Here is a 21,403-nt window from a genome sequence, read left to right on the forward strand (position 1 = left end):
GCTGCGGAAGACGCAACTGACGTACCAGCGGCGCCATACGACGAGCGGCGCGGGCCGGCTTGGCAACGCGGCGGCCGGCAATGCGGGAAAGTGACATGACTGCGGTCCGGCCACAGTAAGAAGTGCGCGCCGCGGGTAAAAGTTACCGCGCCGGCGCAGTTCAGTATCGACTGAAGATGGCAGGCATCCGTGCTAGCGCGTCAGTGTCCACTTGTAGGCATAGCGGTCCGGGCGGAACAGCAGTTCGCCGCAGAACAACGGTGTGTCATCGATATCATGCGGCGTGCTGCGCAGGCGCAACAGCGGTTCGCCCTCGGCAACACCGAGCCGGCGCGCCACGTCCGCGGGCGCGGCAACGGCGGTAGCTTCCATCGCCACTTCCTTGAACCGGTACCCGAGCCGGCTTTCAAACAGCGACATGGCGTCGTTGGTTTCCAGGTCCTCCTGCACCAGGCGGCGCATCAGCGGCTCAGGACCCATCAGGGTGAAATGCGCGACGGCCGCGTCATCCCAGTACCGCACGGTGGCCACGCTCAGCACTTTCTCGCCAGGTTGAAGACGCAGCGCCGCCGCCACATGGGCCGGCGCGCGCACCAGCCGTACCGACGCCAGCTTGCCGTAGGCGAGTTGGCCACGGGCGCGTGCGGTTTCATAGAAACCGGTCAGCGCGCCAAGGCTGGGCGTGTCTGAGGGACGAGTCACGAAACTGCCCTTGCCGTTGACCTTCTCGATCAGGCCGGCGTTGTGCAGCCCGGACAGGGCCTGGCGCACGGTGATCCGGCTGACCGCGAATTCCGCCACCAACTCCGCCTCGGACGGAAGCTTGGCGCCCGGCCCCCATGTGTTGCTGGCGATTCGCTGGCGAATCTCGTTTTCGATCTCTTTGAACCTGGGCAGCGCCACTTATGTTCCGCCTTGGCGGCGGCTCCGAACTGGGTGGAAGGGATTATACCTATCATGACAGCCTGCGGCGTAACCCTATTGACCTGTTATAACAGGTAATGGCAGTATCCGTCGTCACCAGATATGCGCGCGCCCCCGCAGATCACCGCATGCTGGCAACTCAGGAGACACGCAAATTGAATACCAAGACATCACAAGACACCGCCAGCGCGGCGGCAGAGTTCGACTACATCGTGATCGGCGCGGGATCGGCGGGGTGCGCCGTGGCGGGGCGCCTGGCAGAAGATCCGAGTGCGACCGTGGCGCTGCTCGAGGCCGGGCCGCATGATCATCACTTCTCGATCTGGGCGCCGGTGGGCATTGCCGCGGTGGTGCCCAAGGCCGGCCCGCGCAACTACGCCTACTACACGGTACCGCAACCGGGCCTGAACGGCCGCCGCTCCTACCAGCCGCGCGGGCGCGGCCTGGGCGGCAGCTCCTCGATCAACGGCATGGTCTATATCCGCGGCCATCGGCGCGACTACGACGACTGGGCCGCGCTCGGTTGCCGGGGCTGGGGCTTCGACGACGTCCTGCCCTACTTCCGCCGCAGCGAGCGCAATCCTAGCCTGGCCGGCCAGGAACATCCGCTGCACGGCAATGACGGGCCGCTGCACGTGAGCGACCTGCGCTCGCCCAATCCGTTTGCACAGCGCTTTGTCCAGGCAGCGATCCAGGCCGGCCTGCCTCACAACGACGACTTCAATGGCCACAGCCAGGAAGGCGTCGGCCTGTACCAGGTGACGCAGCGCAACGGCGAGCGCTGGAACTCGGCGCGGGCCTACCTGCACAACGGCAATGCCGCGGACACGGCGCTCAATGGCGGCCGTCGCGGCCTGGCGGTGCTGACCGATACGCAAGCGCTGCGCATCGTGTTCGAAGGCAGGCGCGCTGTCGGCGTGGAAGTCGTGCGCGGCGGGGCGGTGCAGACCCTGCGCGCACGGCGCGAGATCGTGGTCAGCGGCGGCACCTTCAACTCGCCGCAGTTGCTGCTGGCATCCGGCATCGGCCCGGCCGCGCACTTGCGCAACTTCGGCATCGACGTGGTCCATGACCTTCCGGGCGTGGGCGAGAACCTGCAGGACCACCTCGACATCATCGTCAACAAGCAGCTGCAAACGACCGAGCTGTTCGGCAAGACCGGCCGCGGCATGTTGCGGCTGGCGCGCGAGGTGATGCGCTACCGGCGCAACCGCACCGGCATGGTGTCGTCCAATATCGCCGAGGCCGGTGCGTTCCTGCGCAGCCGCCCCGAGCTGGACATCCCGGATGTGCAGCTGCACTTTGCCGTGGCGCTGCTCGGCAACCGCAACCTGGGCAAACTGGGCCACGGCTACTCCTGCCACGCCTGCGTGCTGCGTCCGAAGAGCCGCGGCCATGTGCGCCTGCGCAGCGCCGACATGCGCGAGACGCCGGTGATCGATCCGCGCTTCCTGTCGGCTGAGGAAGACATGGCCGGCATGGTCGCAGGCGTGCGGGCAATCCGCCGCATCTTTGCGCAGCCTGCGCTGGCGCAGCACGGCGGGCGCGAAATCCTGACCGACGCTTTCGGCCCCGACAGCAGCAATGAAGCCGCCATCCGCGACTTCGTGCGCACGCACGCGGACACGGTCTACCACCCGGTCGGCACCTGCAAGATGGGCGTCGACAACATGGCGGTAGTCGACCCGGAACTACGCGTGCAAGGTGTGGAGGGCCTGCGCGTCGCTGACGCATCGATCATGCCGACGCTGATCGGCGGCAACACCAACGCCCCCGCCATCATGATCGGCGAAAAGGCTGCGGACCTGGTCAAGGCCTCGCACCGCTAAGCCGGCTATCCCCCTGCATTGGCAACCACTACACCGAGGAGACACCCCATGCAAGCCACTGCCGCAACCACCATCAGCCCGGAAGCCTACCGCGCGCTGGACAATGAAGCCTTTCCCTTTGCCGTGCGCCGCTGCACGCCGACGATCGGCGCCGATGTCGAAGGCATCGATTTCCGCGAGCCGCTGGACGACGACACCTATCTCTCACTGCGCCGCGCACTGCTGAAGTACAAGGTGCTGTTCTTCCGCAAGCAGGCAATCACGCCGGCCCAGCACGTGGCCGTGGCGCGCCGCTTCGGCGAGCTGGAAGTGCATCCGATGTTTACCAACCACCCGGAACATCCCGAACTGGTTGTATTCGGGCGCGATGGCACGACGCGCGGGCGCGAGAACCTTTACCACTCGGACGTTAGTTGGCGTGAGATCCCGTCGATGGGTTCGATGCTGCGCTGCGTGGAGTGCCCGGAGGTCGGCGGCGATACCATGTGGATCAATATGGCCGCGGCCTATGAAAACCTGCCGCAGGACATGAAGGCCCGCATCGCCAACCTGAAGGCCGTGCACGACGCCATGCCGACCTTCGGCTCGGCGCTGAACGAAGAAAAATACGCGGAGATGCGCGCCAAGTATCCGCCGATGGTGCACCCGGTGGTACGCACGCACCCGGAAACCGGCGAAAAGATCCTGTTCGTCAACGAAGCCTTCACCACGCATTTCGCCAACTTCGTCAAGGAAGCGCCATATCGCATCGGCTCCGACTACCGCCCGGCCGAACTGGACCTGCTGCAGTACCTGTACCGCCAGGCCGCCGCGCCAGAGTACCAGGTGCGCCTGCGCTGGCAGCCGGACACCATCGCGCTCTGGGACAACCGCTCCACGCAACACTACGCGGTGCAGGATTACTTCCCGGCCGTGCGCCATATGAACCGCGCCACCATCATCGGCGACCGCCCGGTCTGACCGTCCCCACCCAAAGCCAATCCGAGGCAACCGGCATGAACATCGTCGACAAGTTCTATATCAATGGCAAGTGGGTGCAGCCCGCAGCGGGCGCGACCCAGGCCGACATCATCGATCCTGCCACCGAAGCGGTCGCGGGCACGCTCGCCATGGGCACCGCGGCGGACGTGGACCAGGCCGTGGGCGCGGCGCGCGCAGCCTTCCCGGCCTGGTCGGTGTCCACGCGTGAAACACGCATCGCCCTGCTTGAGCGCATCATCGCCGCCTACCAGGCGCGCATGGGCGACCTGGCGCAGGCGGTGCGCCAGGAGATCGGCGCACCGATTACGCTGGCCACCAATCTGCAGGCCGCGATCGGCCTGGCACAGCTGCAGGCAACGCTGCAGGCGCTGCGCGACTTCGAGTTCGAAACCACCCGCGGCAACAGCTGCATCCTGCGCGAGGCCATCGGCGTGGCGGCGCTGATCACGCCGTGGAACTGGCCGCTGAACCAGATCGCGGCCAAGGTGGCGCCGGCGCTGGCGGCGGGTTGCACCGTGGTGCTCAAGCCATCCGAGATCGCGCCGCTGGACGCCCGGATCTTCGCCGAGATCATGGATGCCGCGGGTACGCCGCCGGGTATCTTCAACATGATCTATGGCGAGGGCCGCGCGGTGGGGGCCGCGCTGTCGTCGCATCGCGACGTCGACATGGTGTCGATCACCGGCTCGACCCGCGCCGGCGTGGAAGTGGCCATCAGCGCCGCGCCCACGGTCAAGCGCGTGGCGCAGGAGCTGGGCGGCAAGTCGCCGATGATCATCCTGGACGATGCCGACCTGCAGGCGGCGGTGACCAGCGGCGTGGCGCAGTGCACGGTCAACACCGGACAGACCTGCATCGCGCCGACGCGCATGCTGGTGCCGCGCTCGCGCTATGAGCAGGCCGTGCAGATTGCCGCCGCCGTCGCCAACGCGGTCAAGGTGGGCGACCCGTCCGACCCCGAAACCAAGATGGGCCCGATCTCCAACCGCGGCCAGTACGACAAGGTGCAGCGCCTCATCGGGGTGGGCATCGAGGAAGGCGCGCGCGTGGCCGCAGGCGGCCCCGGCCGCCCCGACGGGCTGCAGCGCGGCTTCTATGCGCGCCCGACCATCTTTGCCGACGTGCGCAATGACATGACCATCGCGCGCGAAGAGATCTTCGGGCCGGTGATATGCCTGCTGCCGTACGACTCAGAAGAAGAGGCGGTGGCAATCGCCAATGACACCGAGTTCGGCCTGGCCGCCTACATCGCGTCGTCCGACGCGGCGCGGGCACGCAAGCTGGCCGCCCGCCTGCGCGCCGGCAGCGTGCGCATCAACGGCGCGACAATGGACCTCACCGCACCGTTCGGCGGCTACAAGACGTCCGGCAACGGGCGTGAATACGGCCCCGAAGGCATTGCCGAGTTCCTTGAAACCAAGACGGTGACAGGTTGAGCCTGCGCGCTCCCGCCCGCAGTCACCGTACCGCCCGGTCGTGCAGCGCCATGCTGCCGGCCGGGCGGTGTCGCTTGTAAGGCGCCTCGCTGCCGAGCTTGTCTGACATGCGCAGGCGGCGGCGTCCGACAGCCGCAGCCTGCCGGCCAGCTATCTTCATAGCAGCGCCAGGCCTTTTGCCAGGGCGCCCGACTATGTCGACCATTCCCGATTCCGCGCCTTCTTCGCTGCCCCCTGCTTCGCCCGTTCCGTTGCCCGCCGACGGCAGCCCGCATGCCGGCGCCGACACCGAGGGCGCCGCCGGGTCCCGCACGATGGCGGAGATGGCTGACTCAGTCGTGCCGGCCGATGCCGTCACCGCCTCGCTGCACCGTGCCAGCGTGGCACTGGTGGTGCTGGCGACGCTCTTTTCGCTGTACGCCGTGCATATCGCACGCGAATTCCTCATTCCGGTGGTGCTCGCGATCGTCCTGGCCTACCTGCTGGACCCGCTGGTCTGCGCGTTGCAGCGGCTGGGCCTGCCGCGCGCGCTGGCGGGCACCGTGGTGTTGCTGGCCGTGCTGAGCGCCCTGCTCAGCGGCGCCTACCTGCTGCAGGGGCAGGTGGAATCAATCGTCAACAGCCTGCCCGAGACGGCCAGCAAGCTGTCGCGCTCGGTCGGCGCGCTGATGAGCGGCGACGATTCCATGTGGCAGAAGGTACGTCGCGCCGCCACCGTCCTCAGCGGCACCGGCCAGCCCCCGCCCGCACGCGGCACGCAGGTGGTGGTGGAGCAAGCGCCCGCCCAGATCCACAACATGCTGCTGGCCGGCTCGGTCAGCATCTTCACCATGGCCGGACAGGCAGTGGTAGTGGTCTTCCTGCTGTACTTCCTGCTGCTGGCCGGCGATACCTTCAAGCGCAAGTTCATCAAGATGGTCGGGCATACCATTTCCGAGAAGAAGATCAGCGTGCACATGCTGGACGAGGTCAACCGCTCCATCCGCCGTTACATGGGCATGCTGCTGGTGACCAATACGGCCCTGGGCGCCTGTACCTGGCTGCTGCTCAAGTGGCTGGGCGTGCACAACGCCGGCAGCTGGGCAATCGCGGCCGCGGCGCTGCACCTGGTGCCCTACTTCGGCGCCCTGGCAATCGCGGTCTGCCTGGGGGTGGTGACCTTCATGCAGTTCGGCACGCTCGGCATGGCAGCCGCGGCAACGGTCGGATCGCTGCTGATCGCCACGCTGATCGGGTCGGTCGTCACCACCTGGATGACCGGCCGCATGGCGCGCATGAACGCGGTGGCCGTATTTGTTGCACTGCTCCTGTTCACCTGGCTCTGGGGCGTATGGGGCATGTTGCTCGCCATCCCGCTGATCACCATCGCCAAGGTGGTTGCCGATCACATTGAAGGGCTCGAAGTGGTGGCAGAGTTCCTTGGCGAATAGCCGCCCGCCATCGCCCAACGGCACTATCGATCCGCCGCTATACTGGAAAAGCGAATGCTGCACCACAGCATTCTTGCTACGCCGGGATCGTGCGGAGGAAAACAATGATGTCTATATGCGACCTGTGCGAGTCGCAGCTGGACCGGCCGGGCCACGTGCCGCCGCATCCCAGGCTGGTGATGTCGGCGACCTTGCGCACCGCCAGCGGCCAGAATGCGTTTGTGTACCGTTGCGCGCACTGCGGCCAGACACTGCTGCTGGCCTCGCCCGATGGCGAGGCGCCCGACCGCTGGACCCGGCTGGATGCCGACGGATGGGACTGAGCGGGATGGCTCCCGGCTGACTTGTGCTTGCGGTTGCGCAAATCGACGGCTTGCGGGTGTGGGCATAATCGTCTCAGCAGTTCCCAACCGCAAGCCATGGCCAAGAAATTTCCCCTTCATCCCCGCCACCCCGAGCGCATCTGCTGGGGCTGCGACAAGTACTGCTCCGTAGACGACATGGGCTGCGGCAACGGCTCCAGCCGCACGCAGCACCCGATTGAACTGCTCGGCGACGACTGGCTGGAGTACGGCGACTGGGGTATCGAAGCACCTGCCGGTCCGCCAGAGACCTCAACCTAGACCGCCGGATTACAATCGTTGTCTCAGGCTTCCACAAGACGTCCGGCACCGCCGGCATCCACCGAGACAACCATGCTGAACCTCCAGGACTCCTCGCTGCTGCGGCAGCAGTGCTATATCGACGGCCGCTGGGTCGACGGCGAGCGCCGCATCGACGTCACCAACCCGGCCACCGGCGAGCGCGTGGGACAGGTCCCGCAACTGGGCGCCGATGAAACCCGCCAGGCCATCGAAGCCGCCAACCGCGCGCTGCCGGCATGGCGCGCCCGCACCGCCAAGGAGCGCTCGGCGCTGCTGCGCAAATGGTTCGAACTGATCATGGCCAACCAGGAAGATCTGGCGCGCATCATGACCGCCGAACAGGGCAAGCCGATCGCCGAAGCGCGCGGCGAAATCGCCTACGCGGCCTCGTTTATCGAATGGTTTGCCGAGGAAGGCAAGCGCGTCTATGGCGACACCATCCCGGCGCCGGTCAGCAACCAGCGCATAGTCGTGACCAAGGAGCCGGTGGGGGTATGCGCAGCCATCACGCCGTGGAACTTCCCCGCCGCCATGATCACGCGCAAGGCCGGCCCGGCCCTGGCGGTAGGTTGCACCATGGTGCTCAAGCCGGCATCGCAAACCCCGCTGACAGCGCTGGCGCTGGTGGCCCTGGCCGAGCGCGCGGGCATTCCGGCCGGGGTGTTGTCGGTGGTGACCGGCTCGGCCGGCGCCATCGGCGGCGAGATGAGCAGCAACCCGCTGGTGCGCAAGCTCACCTTCACCGGATCGACCGAGGTTGGCCGCGTGCTGATGGCCCAGACCGCGTCGACGATCAAGAAGGTGTCGATGGAGCTGGGCGGCAATGCGCCCTTTATCGTGTTCGACGATGCCGACCTGGACGCGGCGGTTGAAGGCGCGATCGTGTCCAAGTACCGCAATGCCGGGCAGACCTGCGTCTGCGCCAACCGCATCTACGTGCAGACGGGCGTGTACGAGGCGTTTGCGCAGAAGCTGGTGGCGGCAGTAGCGGCCCTGAAGGTCGGCAACGGCATGGAAGATGGCGTGCGCATCGGCCCGCTGATCGACGACAAGGCCGTGGCCAAGGTGGAAGAGCATATCGCCGACGCGCTCGGCAAGGGCGCGCGCCTGCTGCAGGGCGGCCAGCGCCATGCGCTGGGGCATTCTTTCTTCCAGCCGACCGTACTGGCCGACGTCGGCGCCGGCATGCTGGTCGCGCGCGAGGAAACCTTCGGCCCGCTGGCACCGCTGTTCCGCTTCGAAACCGAGGATGACGTCGTCGCCATGGCCAACGACACCGAGTTTGGCCTCGCCAGCTACTTCTATGCCCGCGACCTGGGCCGGGTCTGGCGCGTCTCCGAACGCCTGGAATACGGCATGGTGGGCGTCAATACCGGCCTGATCTCCAACGAGGTGGCGCCGTTCGGCGGCGTCAAGCAGTCTGGCGTGGGCCGCGAGGGCTCGCACTACGGCATCGAGGATTACCTGGTCATCAAGTACACCTGCATGGCCGGCATCTGATTGCCGCGACTCAGTACGCCGTGTCCGCGCACACGGCGTGCCGGGGCTCGGGGCAGCGCCCGCCGTGCCGGCAGGTGTCGCGAAAGCGCGCGATCCGGTCATGGACACGCTGCATCTGCTCCAGCTGATAGCTGGCGCGCGCAGCGCTGTAACTGGCGCCGAACTCATACAGGGCGCCAGCCGCGGCGCGGGATAGTCCTTCCAATGCCTGCGCCAGCTCCCGCCCTTCCACGCTGCGGTGCCGGCGCAGGCGCCAGGACAAGGCCTCCTGGCCCTGCGCAAGCAGGCTCTGCTCAAGGTAGCCAAGCTGCTCGGCAACGGCCTGCGCGCCATGCAGCGCCGACAGGTAGGCGCACACCACCGCCAGGCGCTGGTTCATCTCCCCGCCGCGGCCCAGCAGTTCGCGGGCGCAGGTGCGCAAGGTATCCGCGTCAAACGCGTTGACTTCGTCGGTGGCTTCCTGTGCATAGGCGGCCAGCGGCAGCACCGTGACTGCCAGGCCCGGCGGCAGCACGCTGGTGAAACGGCTGGCGATCGCGTGCTGCACGGTGCAGTCCAGTTCGCAGCAGGTCGGCACAGCGGCATCGACATAGAATTCCAGCGCCGGCGGCCGCCCGTGGTCCATCGACACCACGGCGCGCGCAGGCGGGTGCCCGGCCATCGCAAGCACCTCGAGGCCGGCCTCGACACAGCGCTGCTCATCGGGCTCCGCCCCCAGTGCCTGGACAATATCCTGCATCTGCAGCGTGCCAGAGAGTTCCATGCGGGTTGGCCCGGGCGGGTGGTCCCCCCTGCGGCCGCGGTCGAGCGCCATCCGCTTCCATTCGACTTGCGTCATCGCATTGCCCGTCATACAGCCTCCGATTTTGGTTCCACTACCCGCGCTGCGCGGCCATCACGATGGCCGCGTGCATGTTCTGCAGGGCATGCAGCGGCTCGGCGCCGGTCAGCGCGGCCACCAGCATGCTGTCTTCCAGCCTGAAACGGCACAGCACCAGGTTGGAGCGCGCCAGTGCCACCATCTGCTGCGGCGTGAGCGCGGCCAGCACACGGCCCACTTTGCGCTCGATGCCAAGCCGGAACAGGGCCTCGGGCTCGTTCTCGCGCATCAGCCGCTGCACCAGCAGCAGGTAGGAGAGGTTCAGGTCCGTGATTTCCCGCAGGCTCTCGCCGACCAGGTCGCTGGCCGTCTCTTCAGCCGCGGTGCCGGCCGGTGTTGCATGTTCCATTCGGTCCTCGCGCTGGCCGGGCTTGGTCATTCGGCTGCCACAGCCTGGCCACCGGCCGTGCGCGGTGCAAGCCGGCGGGCATCGTGCGGGCCGCGCCGGGGCACCTGCCGATCGCACGCAGGCGCGTGCGCGGAGATCATCGGGCGCTCGGCGATGGCCCGCAAGGCGGGCTTGTCGAGCAGCGAGATGGTGCGGTGCCTCACCCGGATCAGCCCGCAGTCCGCCAGCCGCGAGAACTGCCGGCTGACTGTTTCCAGCGTCAGGCCGATATAGCTGCCGATTTCCTCCCGGCTCATGCGCAGCACGAACTCCGAGGACGAGAAGCCGCGCGCCGCAAAGCCTTCAGCCATCCACAGCAGGAAGGTCACCAGCCGCTCTTCGGCGGTCATCAGCGCCAGCATGGTCTGCAGCGCGCGTGCGCGCTGCGCCTGTCCGCCGAGCGCCAGGAACAGCTGGTTGGCAAGCTCCGGCATGCCGGCGGCGGCGCCGCGCAGCGCGTCCATGCCGAGCATGCACAGCTTGGTGTCCTCCAGCGCGGTGGCGTAGGACGCATAGTGCGGATGCGCCAGGCTGTCCAGCCCGACCAGGTCGCCGGGGAAGTGGAAGCCGACCACTTGCGTGCGGCCGTCTTCCGTGGTCACGTGGGTCTTGACTGTGCCGACGCGGATTGCGTAGAGCGAGGTCACGGGGTCGCCCAGCAGGTACAGGCACTGGCCCTTGCGCAGGCGCACCGTGCGGTGGAAGCCCCGGGCGCCGCCCGGCAAGCCCCGGGCGCCTCCCAGGCAGAAGCGGGCCAGTTGGCAATCTGCGCTGCACGGCATGCCGTCGCACGGCAGGTGGCATTCGTCTAACTGTGTCATTGGCGCCTCTGGATGGAAGAGCTGAAAGCCCTTGTGCAACCATTCTATGGAGCCAGTTTCCCCAGACAATCCGCACATTCTGATTTGCAGTACAGAAGCTTCTGATCCGGACCTGCGCTGCCGGGGCCACCGGCATCCCCGGCCATTGGCCCTGCCAGGCTGCTTGCGGGGTATCCTTGCTACAAGACCAGCACCGGATGCGCTGGCGGGCCACGCCGGCAGGACGCCGTTCAGGACATGCCATGACAAGACCCCCCGAGGACCCGCAGCAACCCGCCGGAAGCGTACCTCGTCCCGACGCTGGCGAGCCATCGGGCGGGCGTTCGCAAGAGATCCGGGCCGACCTGCCCGATGTGCCTTACCAGACCCTGGTGGACTCCGTGCAGGACTACGCCATCTTCACGCTCGACGTCGGCGGCCATGTCTCCAGCTGGAACAAGGGCGCGGCGCGCATCAAGGGCTATGCCCGCGAGGAGATCCTGGGCAAGCATTTCTCGCAGTTCTACACGCCGGATGCGATCGCCCGGAGTTGGCCGCAAGCCGAACTGAAGGCCGCGGCCGAACAGGGCCGGTTCGAGGACGAGGGGTGGCGCGTGCGCAAGGACGGCAGCCGCTTCTGGGCCAATGTCGTCATCACCGCCCTGAAGGACGCCGAGGGCCGGCTGATCGGCTTCGCCAAGGTCACGCGGGACATGACCGAGCGGCGCCGCGCCGCCGAGGCCCTGCACCAGAGCGAAGAAACCCTGCGGCTGCTGGTGGAGGGGGTCAAGGATTACGCGATCTTCATGCTCGATCCCGGCGGCCATATCGTCAGCTGGAATTCCGGTGCCTCTTATATCAAGGGCTACCGCCGCGACGAGATCATCGGCCGTCATTTCTCGGTGTTCTATCCGCAGGAGGATGTTGCCGCTGGCAAGCCGTCACGGCACCTGGCACTGGCGCAGCGCGTCGGGCGCGTGGAAGACGAAGGCTGGCGCGTGCGCAAGGATGGGTCGCTGTTCTGGGCCAATGTCACCCTGACAGCGGTATACGACGAGTCACGCACGCTGCGCGGCTTTGCCAAGGTGACGCGGGACATGAGCGAGCGCCGCCGCCGCGAAGAGCTGGAACGCTCCAGCCAGCGCATGAATGAGTTCCTGGCCACCCTTTCGCATGAACTGCGCAATCCGCTGGCGCCGGTGCACAGCGCGCTCGCGGCGATGCGGCTGGCGCCGGAGGATGCGGTGCTGGCAAACCGGAGCCTGGCCATGATCGAGCGCCAGGTGACCCACCTGAGCCGGTTGGTGGACGACCTGCTCGACATCGGGCGCATCACCTCCGGCCGGATCGAGCTGCGCATGGAGCCGGTCGAGTTCAACGAGATCATCGCGCTCGGCGTCGAGGCAGCGCAGCCGGCGCTGGATGCCAAGTCGCAGTGCGTCGAAGTGCGGACCCATGCCGGCTCGATCCCAATGCGTGCCGACAAGACGCGGCTGGTGCAGGTCATGCAGAACCTGGTGCTCAATGCATCGAAATTCTCGCCGCCCGGCTCGTCGGTGACGATCGCCACCACCATCCAGAACCGCACACTGCAGGTCCAGGTAATGGACCAGGGCTGTGGCATCGGGCCCCAGGCCATCGACGAGATCTTCAACCTGTTCATGCAGGAAAGCCGTCCGGGCACCGACTTGCATGGCGGGCTGGGCATCGGCCTGTCGCTGTGCCGGTCACTGGTTGAGCTGCATGGCGGCACCATCTCTGCCGCCAGTGCCGGGGCGGGACAAGGCAGCACCTTCACGCTGCGGCTGCCGCTGACGGCCTCGCACAAGGAGGACCCCCGGCCAGGAGCCGCACTGCCGGCCCAGGGTCCGGTCGCACCCGAGTTGCAGGCGCAGCGCATCCTGCTGGTCGACGACAACCGCGACGCCGCCGACAGCCTGGCCATGCTGCTCGAGATATGCGGCCACGAGGTGACCATTGCCTACGACGGCGCCGAGGCCCTGCATGTGGCGCCCCGCTGCCGCCCGCATATCGCGCTGATCGACCTGGCCATGCCCGGCATGGACGGCTTCGAAGTGGTGCGCGCCATGCGCCTCGTGGCCGGCACCGAGCTGACGCGCTTCGTGGCGCTGACCGGCTTCGCCCAGCCGGCGGACCGGCAGCGTACCGAGGCCGCCGGCTTCGACGCACACCTGGTCAAGCCGGTGGAGCTGGAAACGCTGTTCGGCACCATCGCCCGGCTGCGCCCGCCGGAATGACCCGTTCCGGCACCGAACCCGACCTTCGCCAATTCCAAACACGCGCCTGCCGGCGCTGCGACACACTGACGGCCATTCCATCGCAACAGATCACAGAAAGGAGACAGCGATGCAGGGTTGGATCAGGCGTGCAGCCGCGGGGCTGGTATTTGCGTTCGCGGCCACGGCCGCCGGTACCGCGCTGGCGGACTATCCCGACAAGCCGGTGCGGCTGGTGGTGCCCTTTCCGCCCGGCGGCGCCACCGACCTGCTGGCGCGCGAGATCGGCAACGCACTGTCGGCGCGGCTGCACCAGCCGGTGGTGATCGACAACCGGCCCGGCGCCGGCGGCAACCTGGCGGCCATCGCGGTGGCGCGGGCCCCGGCCGACGGCTATACGCTGCTGTTCGGCACCTTCGGCTCGCTGGCGGTCAACAAAAGCCTCTATGACAAGCCTGGCTACGATCCGCTGAAGGACTTCGCGCCGGTGGCTTCGGTCGCCTACCTGCCCAACGTGCTGGTGGTGCATCCCAGCGTGCCGGCGCGCACCGTGCAGGAGCTGCTGGCGCTGGCGCGCAAGGAGCCGGGCAAGCTGACCTATGGCTCGTTCGGCAACGGCTCGTCGTCGCACCTGGCGGGCGAGCTCTTCACCCACCTGGCGGCTGTCAATATCACGCACATTCCGTACAAGGGCAGCGCCGCGTCGATGACCGACCTGATCGGCGGGCGCATCACCATGATGTTCGACAGCGTCTCGACCGCGCTGCCGTATATCCGCGACAACCGCGTGCGCGCGCTGGCGGTGACGACGCAGAAACCCTCTGACCAGCTCCCAGGCGTGCCCACGCTGGCCGCCGCCGGCGTGCCCGGCTACGAGCTGACCGCGTGGTTTGGCGTGGCCGCGCCGGCCGGCACGCCCAAGGCAGTGATCGACCGCCTCAACGGCGAGATCGTGGCGGCGCTGAAGCAGCCTGACCTGGCCGCCAGGCTGGCCAGCCAGGGCACCGTGCCCTTCCCCGCCACGCCGGCGCAGTTCGGCAGCTATATCCGCGCGCAGTTCGAGAAGTGGGACAGCCTGATCAAGTCGGCCAACATCAAGCTGGACAACTGATAGCCTGAGCCCAGGCCGTGTCCGGCGCGCCGAAGCGCCACGACAGCCGGCGCGCCGCCTGCCGCACCAGCGCGGCAGTGGCGCCCGCGGTGCTGCTGTCAAAGCTGCCGCTCGAGCCCATCACGGCGATCACCAGCGCCAGGCTGCCGGTGTGGTCGAATACCGGCGCCGCCAGCGTGTCGATGCCCGGCACCGGGTGGCTCAGCGCATTGTCGAGCCGGGCCGCGCGCACCTGCGCCAGGCGCCCGGCGTAGGCCGGCGCCAGCTTGCCGCCGGGTTCAAGCACTTCGGCCGCGGCAGCGCCGGCCATGCGCAAATCGTCCTTTTCCAGCAAGCCCGCCAGCACGTTGGCTGGCAGGTACGCAGCGGCGGTGCGGCCAATCGCGGTATGGACCAGCGACAGCACCGTGCCCACGCGCAGGCTTACGTGCTGGGGCCGCGCCGATTCCTCCAGCCGGACCACCGTGGGCCCCAGCGGCCCCAGCACTGCCATGGCCACGCTCAGGCCGGTGGCGCCGGCCAGCTCGATCACCTCCGGTTCCGCCTCACGCGTCGGCGACAGCCGCTGCAGCGCGATCAGCCCCAGTTCCAGTCCCAGCGGTCCGCACAGGTAGTTGCCCGCGGCATCGCGCGCCAGCAGGCCGGTCTTCTGCAGGCTGACCAGATGCGGGAACGCCTTGGCCGGCGGCATGCCCGCGGCCAGCGCCAGGTCGCGCAGCGCCAGCGGCCGGCCGGCAGCCACCAGCGCCACCAGCAGCTGGCCGGTGCTGTCCAGCGACTGGATGCCGCGCTGCGGCTTGCCGCCTTCCAGGTCTTGCTGGGCTTCGGTCGCGCTGCTCATGCCAGGCGCCCCTCTTCATCGCGCAGCGCGGCGCCGATGTCCGCCGCCGCGGCCAGCAGGGCCTGCGCCGCAGCGCCGCGCCAGTCCACCTCGATGGCACCGGTCGATCCCACCAGCGTCAGCACCAGCCGCAGCACGCCAGCGGCGTCCAGCACCGGCACGCTGAGGCTGCTGACAGCCGGGCTGGGCGTGTCGATGCTGCGCTCGATGCCGCGCGCTCGGATTTCTCCCAGGCTGGCGCTGAAGGCGGCCAGGTCGGACTCGGCCGCGCCCGGCTGCTGTGCGCGCCACAGCGGCTGCCACAGTGCCGGCGGCTGGAAGGCACAGAACACGCGCCCGGTGGCCGTGGCGGCCAGTGCCATCACCGTGCCCACGTGCAGGTTGACATGCAGCGGCGCGCTGGCCGGCACATAGCGCACGATGGTCGGGCCCTGCGGCCCGGCAATGCTGATTGCCACGCTGAATCCGGACGACTGCGCCAGCGCATCCACCCGGGGCTGCGCGGCGCGCCAGGCGGCGTCCTGCTCCAGGTGCAGCATGCCCAGCTGCAGCGACAGCGGCCCGGGCTCGTAGCGGCCGGAGAGGTGGTCGCGCTTGATCAGACCCAGCCGCGTCAGGCTGACCAGGTAGGCATGCGCCTGGGCCGGCGCCAGCTGCGCCGCCTCGGCCAGCGCGGCCAGCGGCATTGGCGCGCGCGCGACCGCCAGCGCCACCAGCAGGCGCCCGCCCACCTCCACGCTCTGGATGCCGCGCTGCGCCTTGTCGGCACGCGCAGCGGGCTCGTCCGCCTGCGTTCCTGCTTCCCCAGCCTTGCGCCTGGCCATTGCCATCCTGTGTGATCGGAAAACCCGGATATTAATCGAACGCCTCCCGTTGCCGTGTGCACGGGGGTTTACCCGAACAAACTCCACCTGCCTCCGATGGCGTTCGCGGCATGCCTCAATTATTTGTCATAGGCTAATCATTTCGCTATTGATTAATTTTTTAACGTTTCCTAAGATTGCACTACCCCGTCCGAACACGGCGACCCACGCCGTCAGGCATCCATAGAAACGGGGCGAGACAGCCCGCGGCCAGCGCAACGCAGCCATCGTGCCGGTGCCGTCTCGCCTCCCCACACAAAGGAAAGACGCCATGTCCAAGGCATTCGCATCGCAGGCCGACCTGGAAGCCAAGCAGGTCACCTTCACCCAACTGTCAGAGAACGCCTGGGCCTACACCGCCGAAGGCGATCCCAATTCGGGCGTGGTCATCGGCGACGACGGCGTACTGATCGTCGACACCACCGCCACGCCGGCCATGGCGCAGGACCTGATCGCCCGCATCCGCACCATCACCGACAAGCCCATCAAGTACGTGGTGCTGTCGCACTACCACGCGGTGCGCGTGCTGGGCGCGTCGGCCTACTTCGCGGAAGGCGCGCAGCAGGTCATCGCCAGCCGCGGCACCTACGAGATGATCGTCGAGCGCGGCGAGGCCGACATGAAGTCCGAGATCGAGCGCTTCCCGCGCCTGTTCGCCGGCGTCGAGACCGTGCCCGGCCTGACCTGGCCGACGCTGGTGTTCGAGAAGGAAATCACGCTGTTCCTGGGCAAGCTGGAAGTGCGCATCGCCCACCTGGGCTCGGGCCATACCAAGGGCGACACCGTGGTCTGGCTGCCGCAGCAGAAGGTGCTGTTCTCCGGCGACCTGGTCGAGTACGACGCCGCCTGCTACTGCGGCGACGCCCAGCTGGAAGACTGGCCGGCCACGCTGGACGCGCTGCAGGCACTCAAGCCGGAAAAGCTGGTGCCCGGCCGCGGCCCCGCGCTGACCACGCCGGAGGAAGTGGACAAGGGTATCGCCTACACCAAGGACTTCGTCACCACGCTGTTCCAGGCCGGCAAGGAAGCCGTGGCCGAGAAGCTCGACCTGAAGGCCGCGATGGCGCACACCCGGCGCGCGATGGACCCCAAGTTTGGCCAGGTCTTTATCTACGAGCACTGCCTGCCCTTCGACGTCTCGCGCGCCTATGACGAGGCCAGCGGCGTCCGCCACCCGCGCATCTGGACGGCCCAGCGCGACAAGGAAATGTGGGCCGCACTGCAGGACTGACCTCCAAAAAGAATAAGTCGGGCAACAAGCTATGGATGGAGACACAGGCATGAGCAGCATCGATTACCAGCGGCTGTCGTTCGAGTACCAGCCCTGCGCCGAGCAACAGAAAGGGGCCGATCCGGCCGTCCACCCGGTCGTCGTGGTCGGCGCCGGGCCGGTCGGCCTGGCCACCGCCATCGACCTGGCGCAGCGCGGCGTGGCCGTGGTGCTGGTGGATGACGACTGCACGCTGTCCACCGGATCGCGAGCAATCTGTTTTTCCAAGCGCACGCTGGATATCTTCGACCGGCTTGGCTGCGGCGAGCGCATGGTCGACAAGGGCGTGCGCTGGCACGTCGGCAAGGTGTTCCTGCGCGACCAGCAGGTCTACAGCTTCGACCTGCTGCCCGAGAGCGGCCACCGCCGCCCTGCCTTCATCAACCTGCAGCAGTACTACCTCGAAGGCTACCTGCTGGAGCGCGCGCAGGCGCTGCCCAATATCGAGATCCGCTGGCGCAACAGGGTGGTCGGGCTGGAACAGCGCGGCACGTCCGAGGACGGCGTGATACTGACCATCGAGACGCCTGACGGCAGCTACCCGCTGGCGGCACGCTACGTGGTGGCCGCCGACGGTTCGCGCAGCCCGATGCGCAAGCTGCTGGGCCTGGACAGCAAGGGCCGCACCTTCCACGACCGCTTCCTGATTGCCGACGTGAAGATGGAAGCGGATTTCCCGAGCGAGCGCTGGTTCTGGTTCGACCCGCCCTTCCACCCGAACCAGTCGGTGCTGCTGCACCGCCAGCCGGACAACGTCTGGCGCATCGACTTCCAGCTCGGCTGGGACGCCGACCCGGAGCTGGAGAAAACGCCGGAGCGCGTGATCCCGCGGGTGCAGGCGCTGCTGGGCAAGGACGTGAAGTTCGAGCTGGAATGGGTCAGCGTCTATACGTTCTCCTGCCTTCGCATGGACAGTTTCCGCCACGGCAATATCCTGTTCGCCGGCGATGCCGCGCATGGCGTGTCGCCGTTCGGCGCGCGTGGCGCCAACAGCGGCATCCAGGACGCCGAGAACCTGGCCTGGAAGCTGGCCTATGTGCTGCAGGGCCATGCCTGCGACAAGCTGCTGGACACCTACGCCAGCGAGCGCGAATACGCCGCCGACGAGAACCTGCGCAACTCCACACGTTCCACCGACTTCATCACGCCCAAGAGCGCGGTCAGCCGCGTGTTCCGCGATGCGGTGCTGACCCTGTCCAGGCGCCATGCGTTTGCGCGCACCCTGGTCAACAGCGGGCGGCTGTCGGTGCCCGCGGTGCTGCAGGATTCGCCGCTGAACACCGCTGACGATGCCCAGGACTATGCCTGCAAGCTGGTGCCTGGCGCGGTCTGCTGCGACGCGCCGGTATCCGGCGCGCAGGGCGCGGGCTGGCTGCTGTCGCACCTGGGCGGGGACTTCACGGTGCTGGTGTTCGGCAGCCCTGACACCATCGATGCAGCCACGCTCGCCGGCCTCGCCGCGCTGAAAGACAGCGGCGTGCCGCTGCGGCTGGTCTACGTGACCGACGCCGCGCAGCCGGCGGTGACCTGCACCAATGCCACCGTGCTGCGCGACGACGAGGGCCTGGCCGCCGCGCGCTACGGTGCCACGCCCGGCACCTGCTACCTGGTCCGCCCGGACCAGCATGTCTGCGCCCGCTGGCACCACCCCGACCCGGCCGCGATCCGCGCCGCGCTGGCGCGTGCCACCGGTGCCGACCTGCGCGCCCCGCAGCCCGGCCGCATGGCCGCCTGAGACCGGCCAGACCTGCACCGCGGAGACTCCCATGCCCAATACGCTCAACACCCAACCCAACCTGGCGCGGCCCGACGACTTCTACGAAGCGCTGATCGAGATGCACCGCGACCTCGACGAGGCAAAAAGCCAGGCCGCCAATGCGCAGCTGATCCTGCTGCTGGCCAACCATATCGGCGACCACGATGTGCTCCTGGCCGCCATGGCCGCCGCGCGCGAAGGCGTGACCGAAATGCCGGCCACCACGCCAGCCTGACCTGACACAGGCGCGGTACCGCCGCGCCTGTCCTGTTCTTTTCCCGGCACCATCGCGGGCCAACGCGCGCAAGACGCTGCCCACTGGCGGAACCCTCCGGCTGCCCGCCGCCGCAGCCACCACCGTACGGAGACAACGTTCATGAGCCATCCGGTCTCAGGGGATCTTTCGTCCCTATCCAGCCTGACGTCCCCCACCCTGCCTCCCGCAGCACTGGCTGCGCACGATGAGGATGCGCTCTACCGCAAGGTCTGGCTGCGCATCATCCCGTTCCTGTTCGTCTGCTACGTGGTGTCGTTCCTGGACCGCATCAACATCGGCTTCGCCCAGTTGCAGATGAAGCAGGACCTGGGCTTCAGCGACGCCATGTACGGCCTGGGCGCCGCGGTCTTCTACGTCGGCTACGTGCTGTGCGAAGTGCCCAGCAACATGCTGCTGGCGCGCTTTGGCGCACGGCGCACGTTCACGCGCATCATGGTGCTGTGGGGCCTGGCCTCGGTGGCGATGATGGGCGTCTCCACCCCGGCGCAGTTCTATACGCTGCGCTTCCTGCTGGGCGTGTTCGAAGCCGGCTTCTTCCCCGGCATCGTGCTCTACCTGACCTACTGGTTCCCGGCGCGCCGCCGCGCCGCGGTGATGGCGATCTTCTTTGCCGGCGTGGCGGTGGCGGGTGTGCTGGGCGGGCTGGTGTCCGGCTGGATCATGCGCGACATGGCCGGCGTGCTCGGGCTGCAGGGCTGGAAGTGGATGTTTGCGATCGAGGGCGCGCCCGCGGTGCTGCTGGGCCTGCTGGCCGCGCGCTGCCTGGTTGATGGCCCGCAGCAGGCCAGCTGGCTGACCGACGGCGAACGTGCCCACCTGGCGCGCGACACGGCCGCGCAAGCACATGCCGGCGGCCATTCGCTGCACGCGTTGCGGCAGGTTCTGCGCAACCCGCGCGTGTACCTGTTCGCGTTTATCTATTTTTCGCTGACCTGTGGTTCGCTGGCGCTGAGCTTCTGGATGCCGCTGATGATCCGCGACTTCGGCATCACCGACGTGATGTCGGTCAGCCTGTATTCGGTGGTACCCAATGCCGTGGGCGCGGTCGGCCTGCTCCTGATCGCGCGCCACTCCGACCGCACCGGCGAGCGCCACCGCCACTTCCTGCTGTGCACGGCAGGCGGCGCGCTGGCCCTGGCGGCGCTGACCCTGCACCTGCCCAGCCTGGCGCTGATGCTGGCCATCCTGTCGGTGGCCGCGGTGCTGATCTTTGCCGCGCTGCCGGTGTTCTGGTCGCTGCCGCCCAGCTACCTGCCGGGCGCGGGCACGGCCGCCGGCATCGCCTTCATCAGCAGCATCGGCATCACCAGCGGCATCGTCAGCCCGTGGGTGATTGGACAGATCAAGACCCGGACCGGCAGCCTGGACCATGCCCTCTACCTGCTGGCGGCGCTGCTGCTGGCCAGCGGCCTGGCCATGTGGCTGGGTGTGCCAAGGCAGCCCGCGCGGCCGGCCTGAACCGGGCCGCAGGCGTCTTCAAAACCGGAATGTCCGCACCCACGGGGTGCAGCGTTCAGTGGGATCGGCCGCAGGGGATGACGGAGGCGATTTCCTCGCGCATCACCTCGACCACGTCGTCGATCTCCAGCCCTTCGGCGGTGACCAGCACGTCCTGTCCGCGGCCGATCGCGTAGACCACGCCGCGCCAGCGGCCGGGCTCGACGGCCTCGCACAGGCGGATATTGAATTCGGTGTCCTGATCCTGGCTATACACCGTCACCAGGTCGCCCACCTGGGGAGTGCGCACCGCTTCTCCGTCGAACGCCCGGGCCACCACGGTCACCGGCGACTGCGTCAGCCCCCTGGCAAATCTTGCACGCATGGTCCGCTCCTCTTTTTGCGATCCAAGTCCAGCTTACAAGAGGCCCGACAAATAACCAGGGATTTCCATCGAAAAGTGGAACCCGGTGCCCTTTGCGGCTGTCAGACGGCGCCGGATAGACAGCGCGCGCAGATGCGCCACAATGAAAGCACCGATCATCGAGGAGACCCGACATGGGCAGCAACATACACGTCGTACCGCACGACGAAGGCTGGGATGTGATCCACGAGGGTGCGCGCTATGCGGAATCGCACCACGCCACCCAGGAAGAAGCGGTTGCGGCCGGCACCACGAAGGCGCAAAGCGAGCACGTCGAGTTGCTGATCCACGGCCGCGACGGGCAGATCCGCTCGCGCAGCAGCTTCGGCCACGACCCGCGCACCATTCCGGGCTGATCGCCGGCCACTCGTCAGG

General features: G+C 67.8%; 21 protein-coding genes. 14 read left to right on the top strand and 7 right to left on the bottom strand.

Translation table 11 applies throughout. The features are described 5' to 3' along the window. Window positions 1–192 precede the first annotated feature (192 nt). Window positions 193–903, bottom strand: a complete 711-nt coding sequence (locus I6H87_RS26505) for a GntR family transcriptional regulator (RefSeq protein ID WP_010814516.1) — start codon at window positions 901–903, stop codon at window positions 193–195. A gap of 149 nt (window positions 904–1,052) precedes the next feature. Here I6H87_RS26505 and I6H87_RS26510 point away from each other — a divergent pair, with 149 nt between their 5' ends. The 7 genes from I6H87_RS26510 to gabD all read left to right on the top strand — a co-directional run bounded on the left by I6H87_RS26510 (window position 1,053) and on the right by gabD (window position 8,744). Next, window positions 1,053–2,753, top strand: coding sequence for a GMC family oxidoreductase (locus I6H87_RS26510; protein WP_011617294.1), 1,701 nt, complete (start codon window positions 1,053–1,055; stop codon window positions 2,751–2,753). A 48-nt stretch (window positions 2,754–2,801) separates the two neighbouring features. Then, window positions 2,802–3,713 (top strand): TauD/TfdA dioxygenase family protein, encoded by a 912-nt coding sequence (locus tag I6H87_RS26515; RefSeq protein WP_010814518.1) that lies wholly within the window; start codon window positions 2,802–2,804, stop codon window positions 3,711–3,713. A 35-nt stretch (window positions 3,714–3,748) separates the two neighbouring features. Then, window positions 3,749–5,170, top strand: coding sequence for an aldehyde dehydrogenase family protein (locus tag I6H87_RS26520; RefSeq protein ID WP_011617295.1), 1,422 nt, complete (start codon window positions 3,749–3,751; stop codon window positions 5,168–5,170). A 194-nt stretch (window positions 5,171–5,364) separates the two neighbouring features. Continuing rightward, a complete protein-coding gene (locus I6H87_RS26525) occupies window positions 5,365–6,600 on the top strand; it encodes an AI-2E family transporter (RefSeq protein ID WP_010814520.1) in 1,236 nt (411 codons plus the stop codon). A 107-nt stretch (window positions 6,601–6,707) separates the two neighbouring features. Continuing rightward, a complete protein-coding gene (locus tag I6H87_RS26530; RefSeq protein WP_010814521.1) occupies window positions 6,708–6,923 on the top strand; it encodes a hypothetical protein in 216 nt (71 codons plus the stop codon). Window positions 6,924–7,019: 96 nt separating this feature from the next. Further along, complete coding sequence (locus I6H87_RS26535; RefSeq protein ID WP_041688119.1) at window positions 7,020–7,223, top strand: DUF3079 domain-containing protein; 204 nt, start codon at window positions 7,020–7,022, stop codon at window positions 7,221–7,223. A 72-nt stretch (window positions 7,224–7,295) separates the two neighbouring features. Beyond that, entirely contained in the window at window positions 7,296–8,744 is a 1,449-nt protein-coding gene (gabD, locus tag I6H87_RS26540; RefSeq protein ID WP_011617296.1) for an NADP-dependent succinate-semialdehyde dehydrogenase, read from the top strand. A gap of 10 nt (window positions 8,745–8,754) precedes the next feature. Here the strand turns inward: gabD and I6H87_RS26545 are convergent, their stop codons facing one another. The 3 genes from I6H87_RS26545 to I6H87_RS26555 are packed head-to-tail and all read right to left on the bottom strand — an operon-like array spanning window position 8,755 to window position 10,833. After that, complete coding sequence (locus tag I6H87_RS26545; RefSeq protein ID WP_231881445.1) at window positions 8,755–9,582, bottom strand: hypothetical protein; 828 nt, start codon at window positions 9,580–9,582, stop codon at window positions 8,755–8,757. A 37-nt stretch (window positions 9,583–9,619) separates the two neighbouring features. Continuing rightward, window positions 9,620–9,973: a flagellar transcriptional regulator FlhD gene (gene flhD, locus I6H87_RS26550; protein ID WP_051398604.1), complete on the bottom strand. Its 354-nt coding sequence runs from the start codon at window positions 9,971–9,973 to the stop codon at window positions 9,620–9,622. A gap of 26 nt (window positions 9,974–9,999) precedes the next feature. Beyond that, window positions 10,000–10,833, bottom strand: a complete 834-nt coding sequence (locus I6H87_RS26555; RefSeq protein ID WP_136227868.1) for a helix-turn-helix domain-containing protein — start codon at window positions 10,831–10,833, stop codon at window positions 10,000–10,002. A gap of 242 nt (window positions 10,834–11,075) precedes the next feature. Between I6H87_RS26555 and I6H87_RS26560 the strand changes: the two genes are divergently transcribed. Together I6H87_RS26560 and I6H87_RS26565 are read left to right on the top strand one after the other, a co-directional pair. Then, window positions 11,076–13,070: a PAS domain-containing hybrid sensor histidine kinase/response regulator gene (locus tag I6H87_RS26560; protein WP_011617299.1), complete on the top strand. Its 1,995-nt coding sequence runs from the start codon at window positions 11,076–11,078 to the stop codon at window positions 13,068–13,070. Window positions 13,071–13,179: 109 nt separating this feature from the next. Then, on the top strand, window positions 13,180–14,160 hold the full coding sequence (locus I6H87_RS26565; protein ID WP_010814528.1) for a Bug family tripartite tricarboxylate transporter substrate binding protein: 981 nt from the start codon (window positions 13,180–13,182) through the stop codon (window positions 14,158–14,160). On the opposite strand, the gene I6H87_RS26570 is transcribed toward I6H87_RS26565, so the two are convergent. Continuing rightward, complete coding sequence (locus I6H87_RS26570; RefSeq protein ID WP_011617300.1) at window positions 14,144–15,001, bottom strand: IclR family transcriptional regulator; 858 nt, start codon at window positions 14,999–15,001, stop codon at window positions 14,144–14,146. The two genes, I6H87_RS26565 and I6H87_RS26570, sit on opposite strands and share 17 nt — an antisense overlap. Continuing rightward, window positions 14,998–15,825 carry an IclR family transcriptional regulator gene (locus I6H87_RS26575; protein WP_011617301.1) on the bottom strand — a complete coding sequence of 276 codons (828 nt, stop codon included), beginning with the start codon at window positions 15,823–15,825 and terminating at the stop codon, window positions 14,998–15,000. Before I6H87_RS26575 ends, I6H87_RS26570 begins: the two co-directional genes overlap by 4 nt. A gap of 310 nt (window positions 15,826–16,135) precedes the next feature. On the opposite strand from I6H87_RS26575, the gene I6H87_RS26580 reads away from it, so the two are divergent. From I6H87_RS26580 to I6H87_RS26595, 4 genes are all read left to right on the top strand, one after another. After that, entirely contained in the window at window positions 16,136–17,095 is a 960-nt protein-coding gene (locus I6H87_RS26580) for an MBL fold metallo-hydrolase (RefSeq protein WP_010814531.1), read from the top strand. Window positions 17,096–17,144: 49 nt separating this feature from the next. Continuing rightward, window positions 17,145–18,869 carry an FAD-dependent oxidoreductase gene (locus I6H87_RS26585; RefSeq protein WP_041688121.1) on the top strand — a complete coding sequence of 575 codons (1,725 nt, stop codon included), beginning with the start codon at window positions 17,145–17,147 and terminating at the stop codon, window positions 18,867–18,869. Between the two features lie 31 nt (window positions 18,870–18,900). Then, window positions 18,901–19,125 carry a DUF2783 domain-containing protein gene (locus I6H87_RS26590; protein WP_010814533.1) on the top strand — a complete coding sequence of 75 codons (225 nt, stop codon included), beginning with the start codon at window positions 18,901–18,903 and terminating at the stop codon, window positions 19,123–19,125. Window positions 19,126–19,266: 141 nt separating this feature from the next. Then, window positions 19,267–20,625 (top strand): MFS transporter, encoded by a 1,359-nt coding sequence (locus I6H87_RS26595; protein ID WP_010814534.1) that lies wholly within the window; start codon window positions 19,267–19,269, stop codon window positions 20,623–20,625. A 55-nt stretch (window positions 20,626–20,680) separates the two neighbouring features. Here I6H87_RS26595 and I6H87_RS26600 read toward each other — a convergent pair whose 3' ends face one another. After that, on the bottom strand, window positions 20,681–20,989 hold the full coding sequence (locus tag I6H87_RS26600; RefSeq protein WP_010814535.1) for a hypothetical protein: 309 nt from the start codon (window positions 20,987–20,989) through the stop codon (window positions 20,681–20,683). A 173-nt stretch (window positions 20,990–21,162) separates the two neighbouring features. On the opposite strand from I6H87_RS26600, the gene I6H87_RS26605 reads away from it, so the two are divergent. After that, window positions 21,163–21,384, top strand: a complete 222-nt coding sequence (locus tag I6H87_RS26605) for a DUF2188 domain-containing protein (protein WP_010814536.1) — start codon at window positions 21,163–21,165, stop codon at window positions 21,382–21,384. Window positions 21,385–21,403 lie beyond the last annotated feature (19 nt).

Origin of the sequence: Cupriavidus necator, from assembly GCF_016127575.1 — a bacterium.
GTDB lineage: Bacteria > Pseudomonadota > Gammaproteobacteria > Burkholderiales > Burkholderiaceae > Cupriavidus > Cupriavidus necator_D.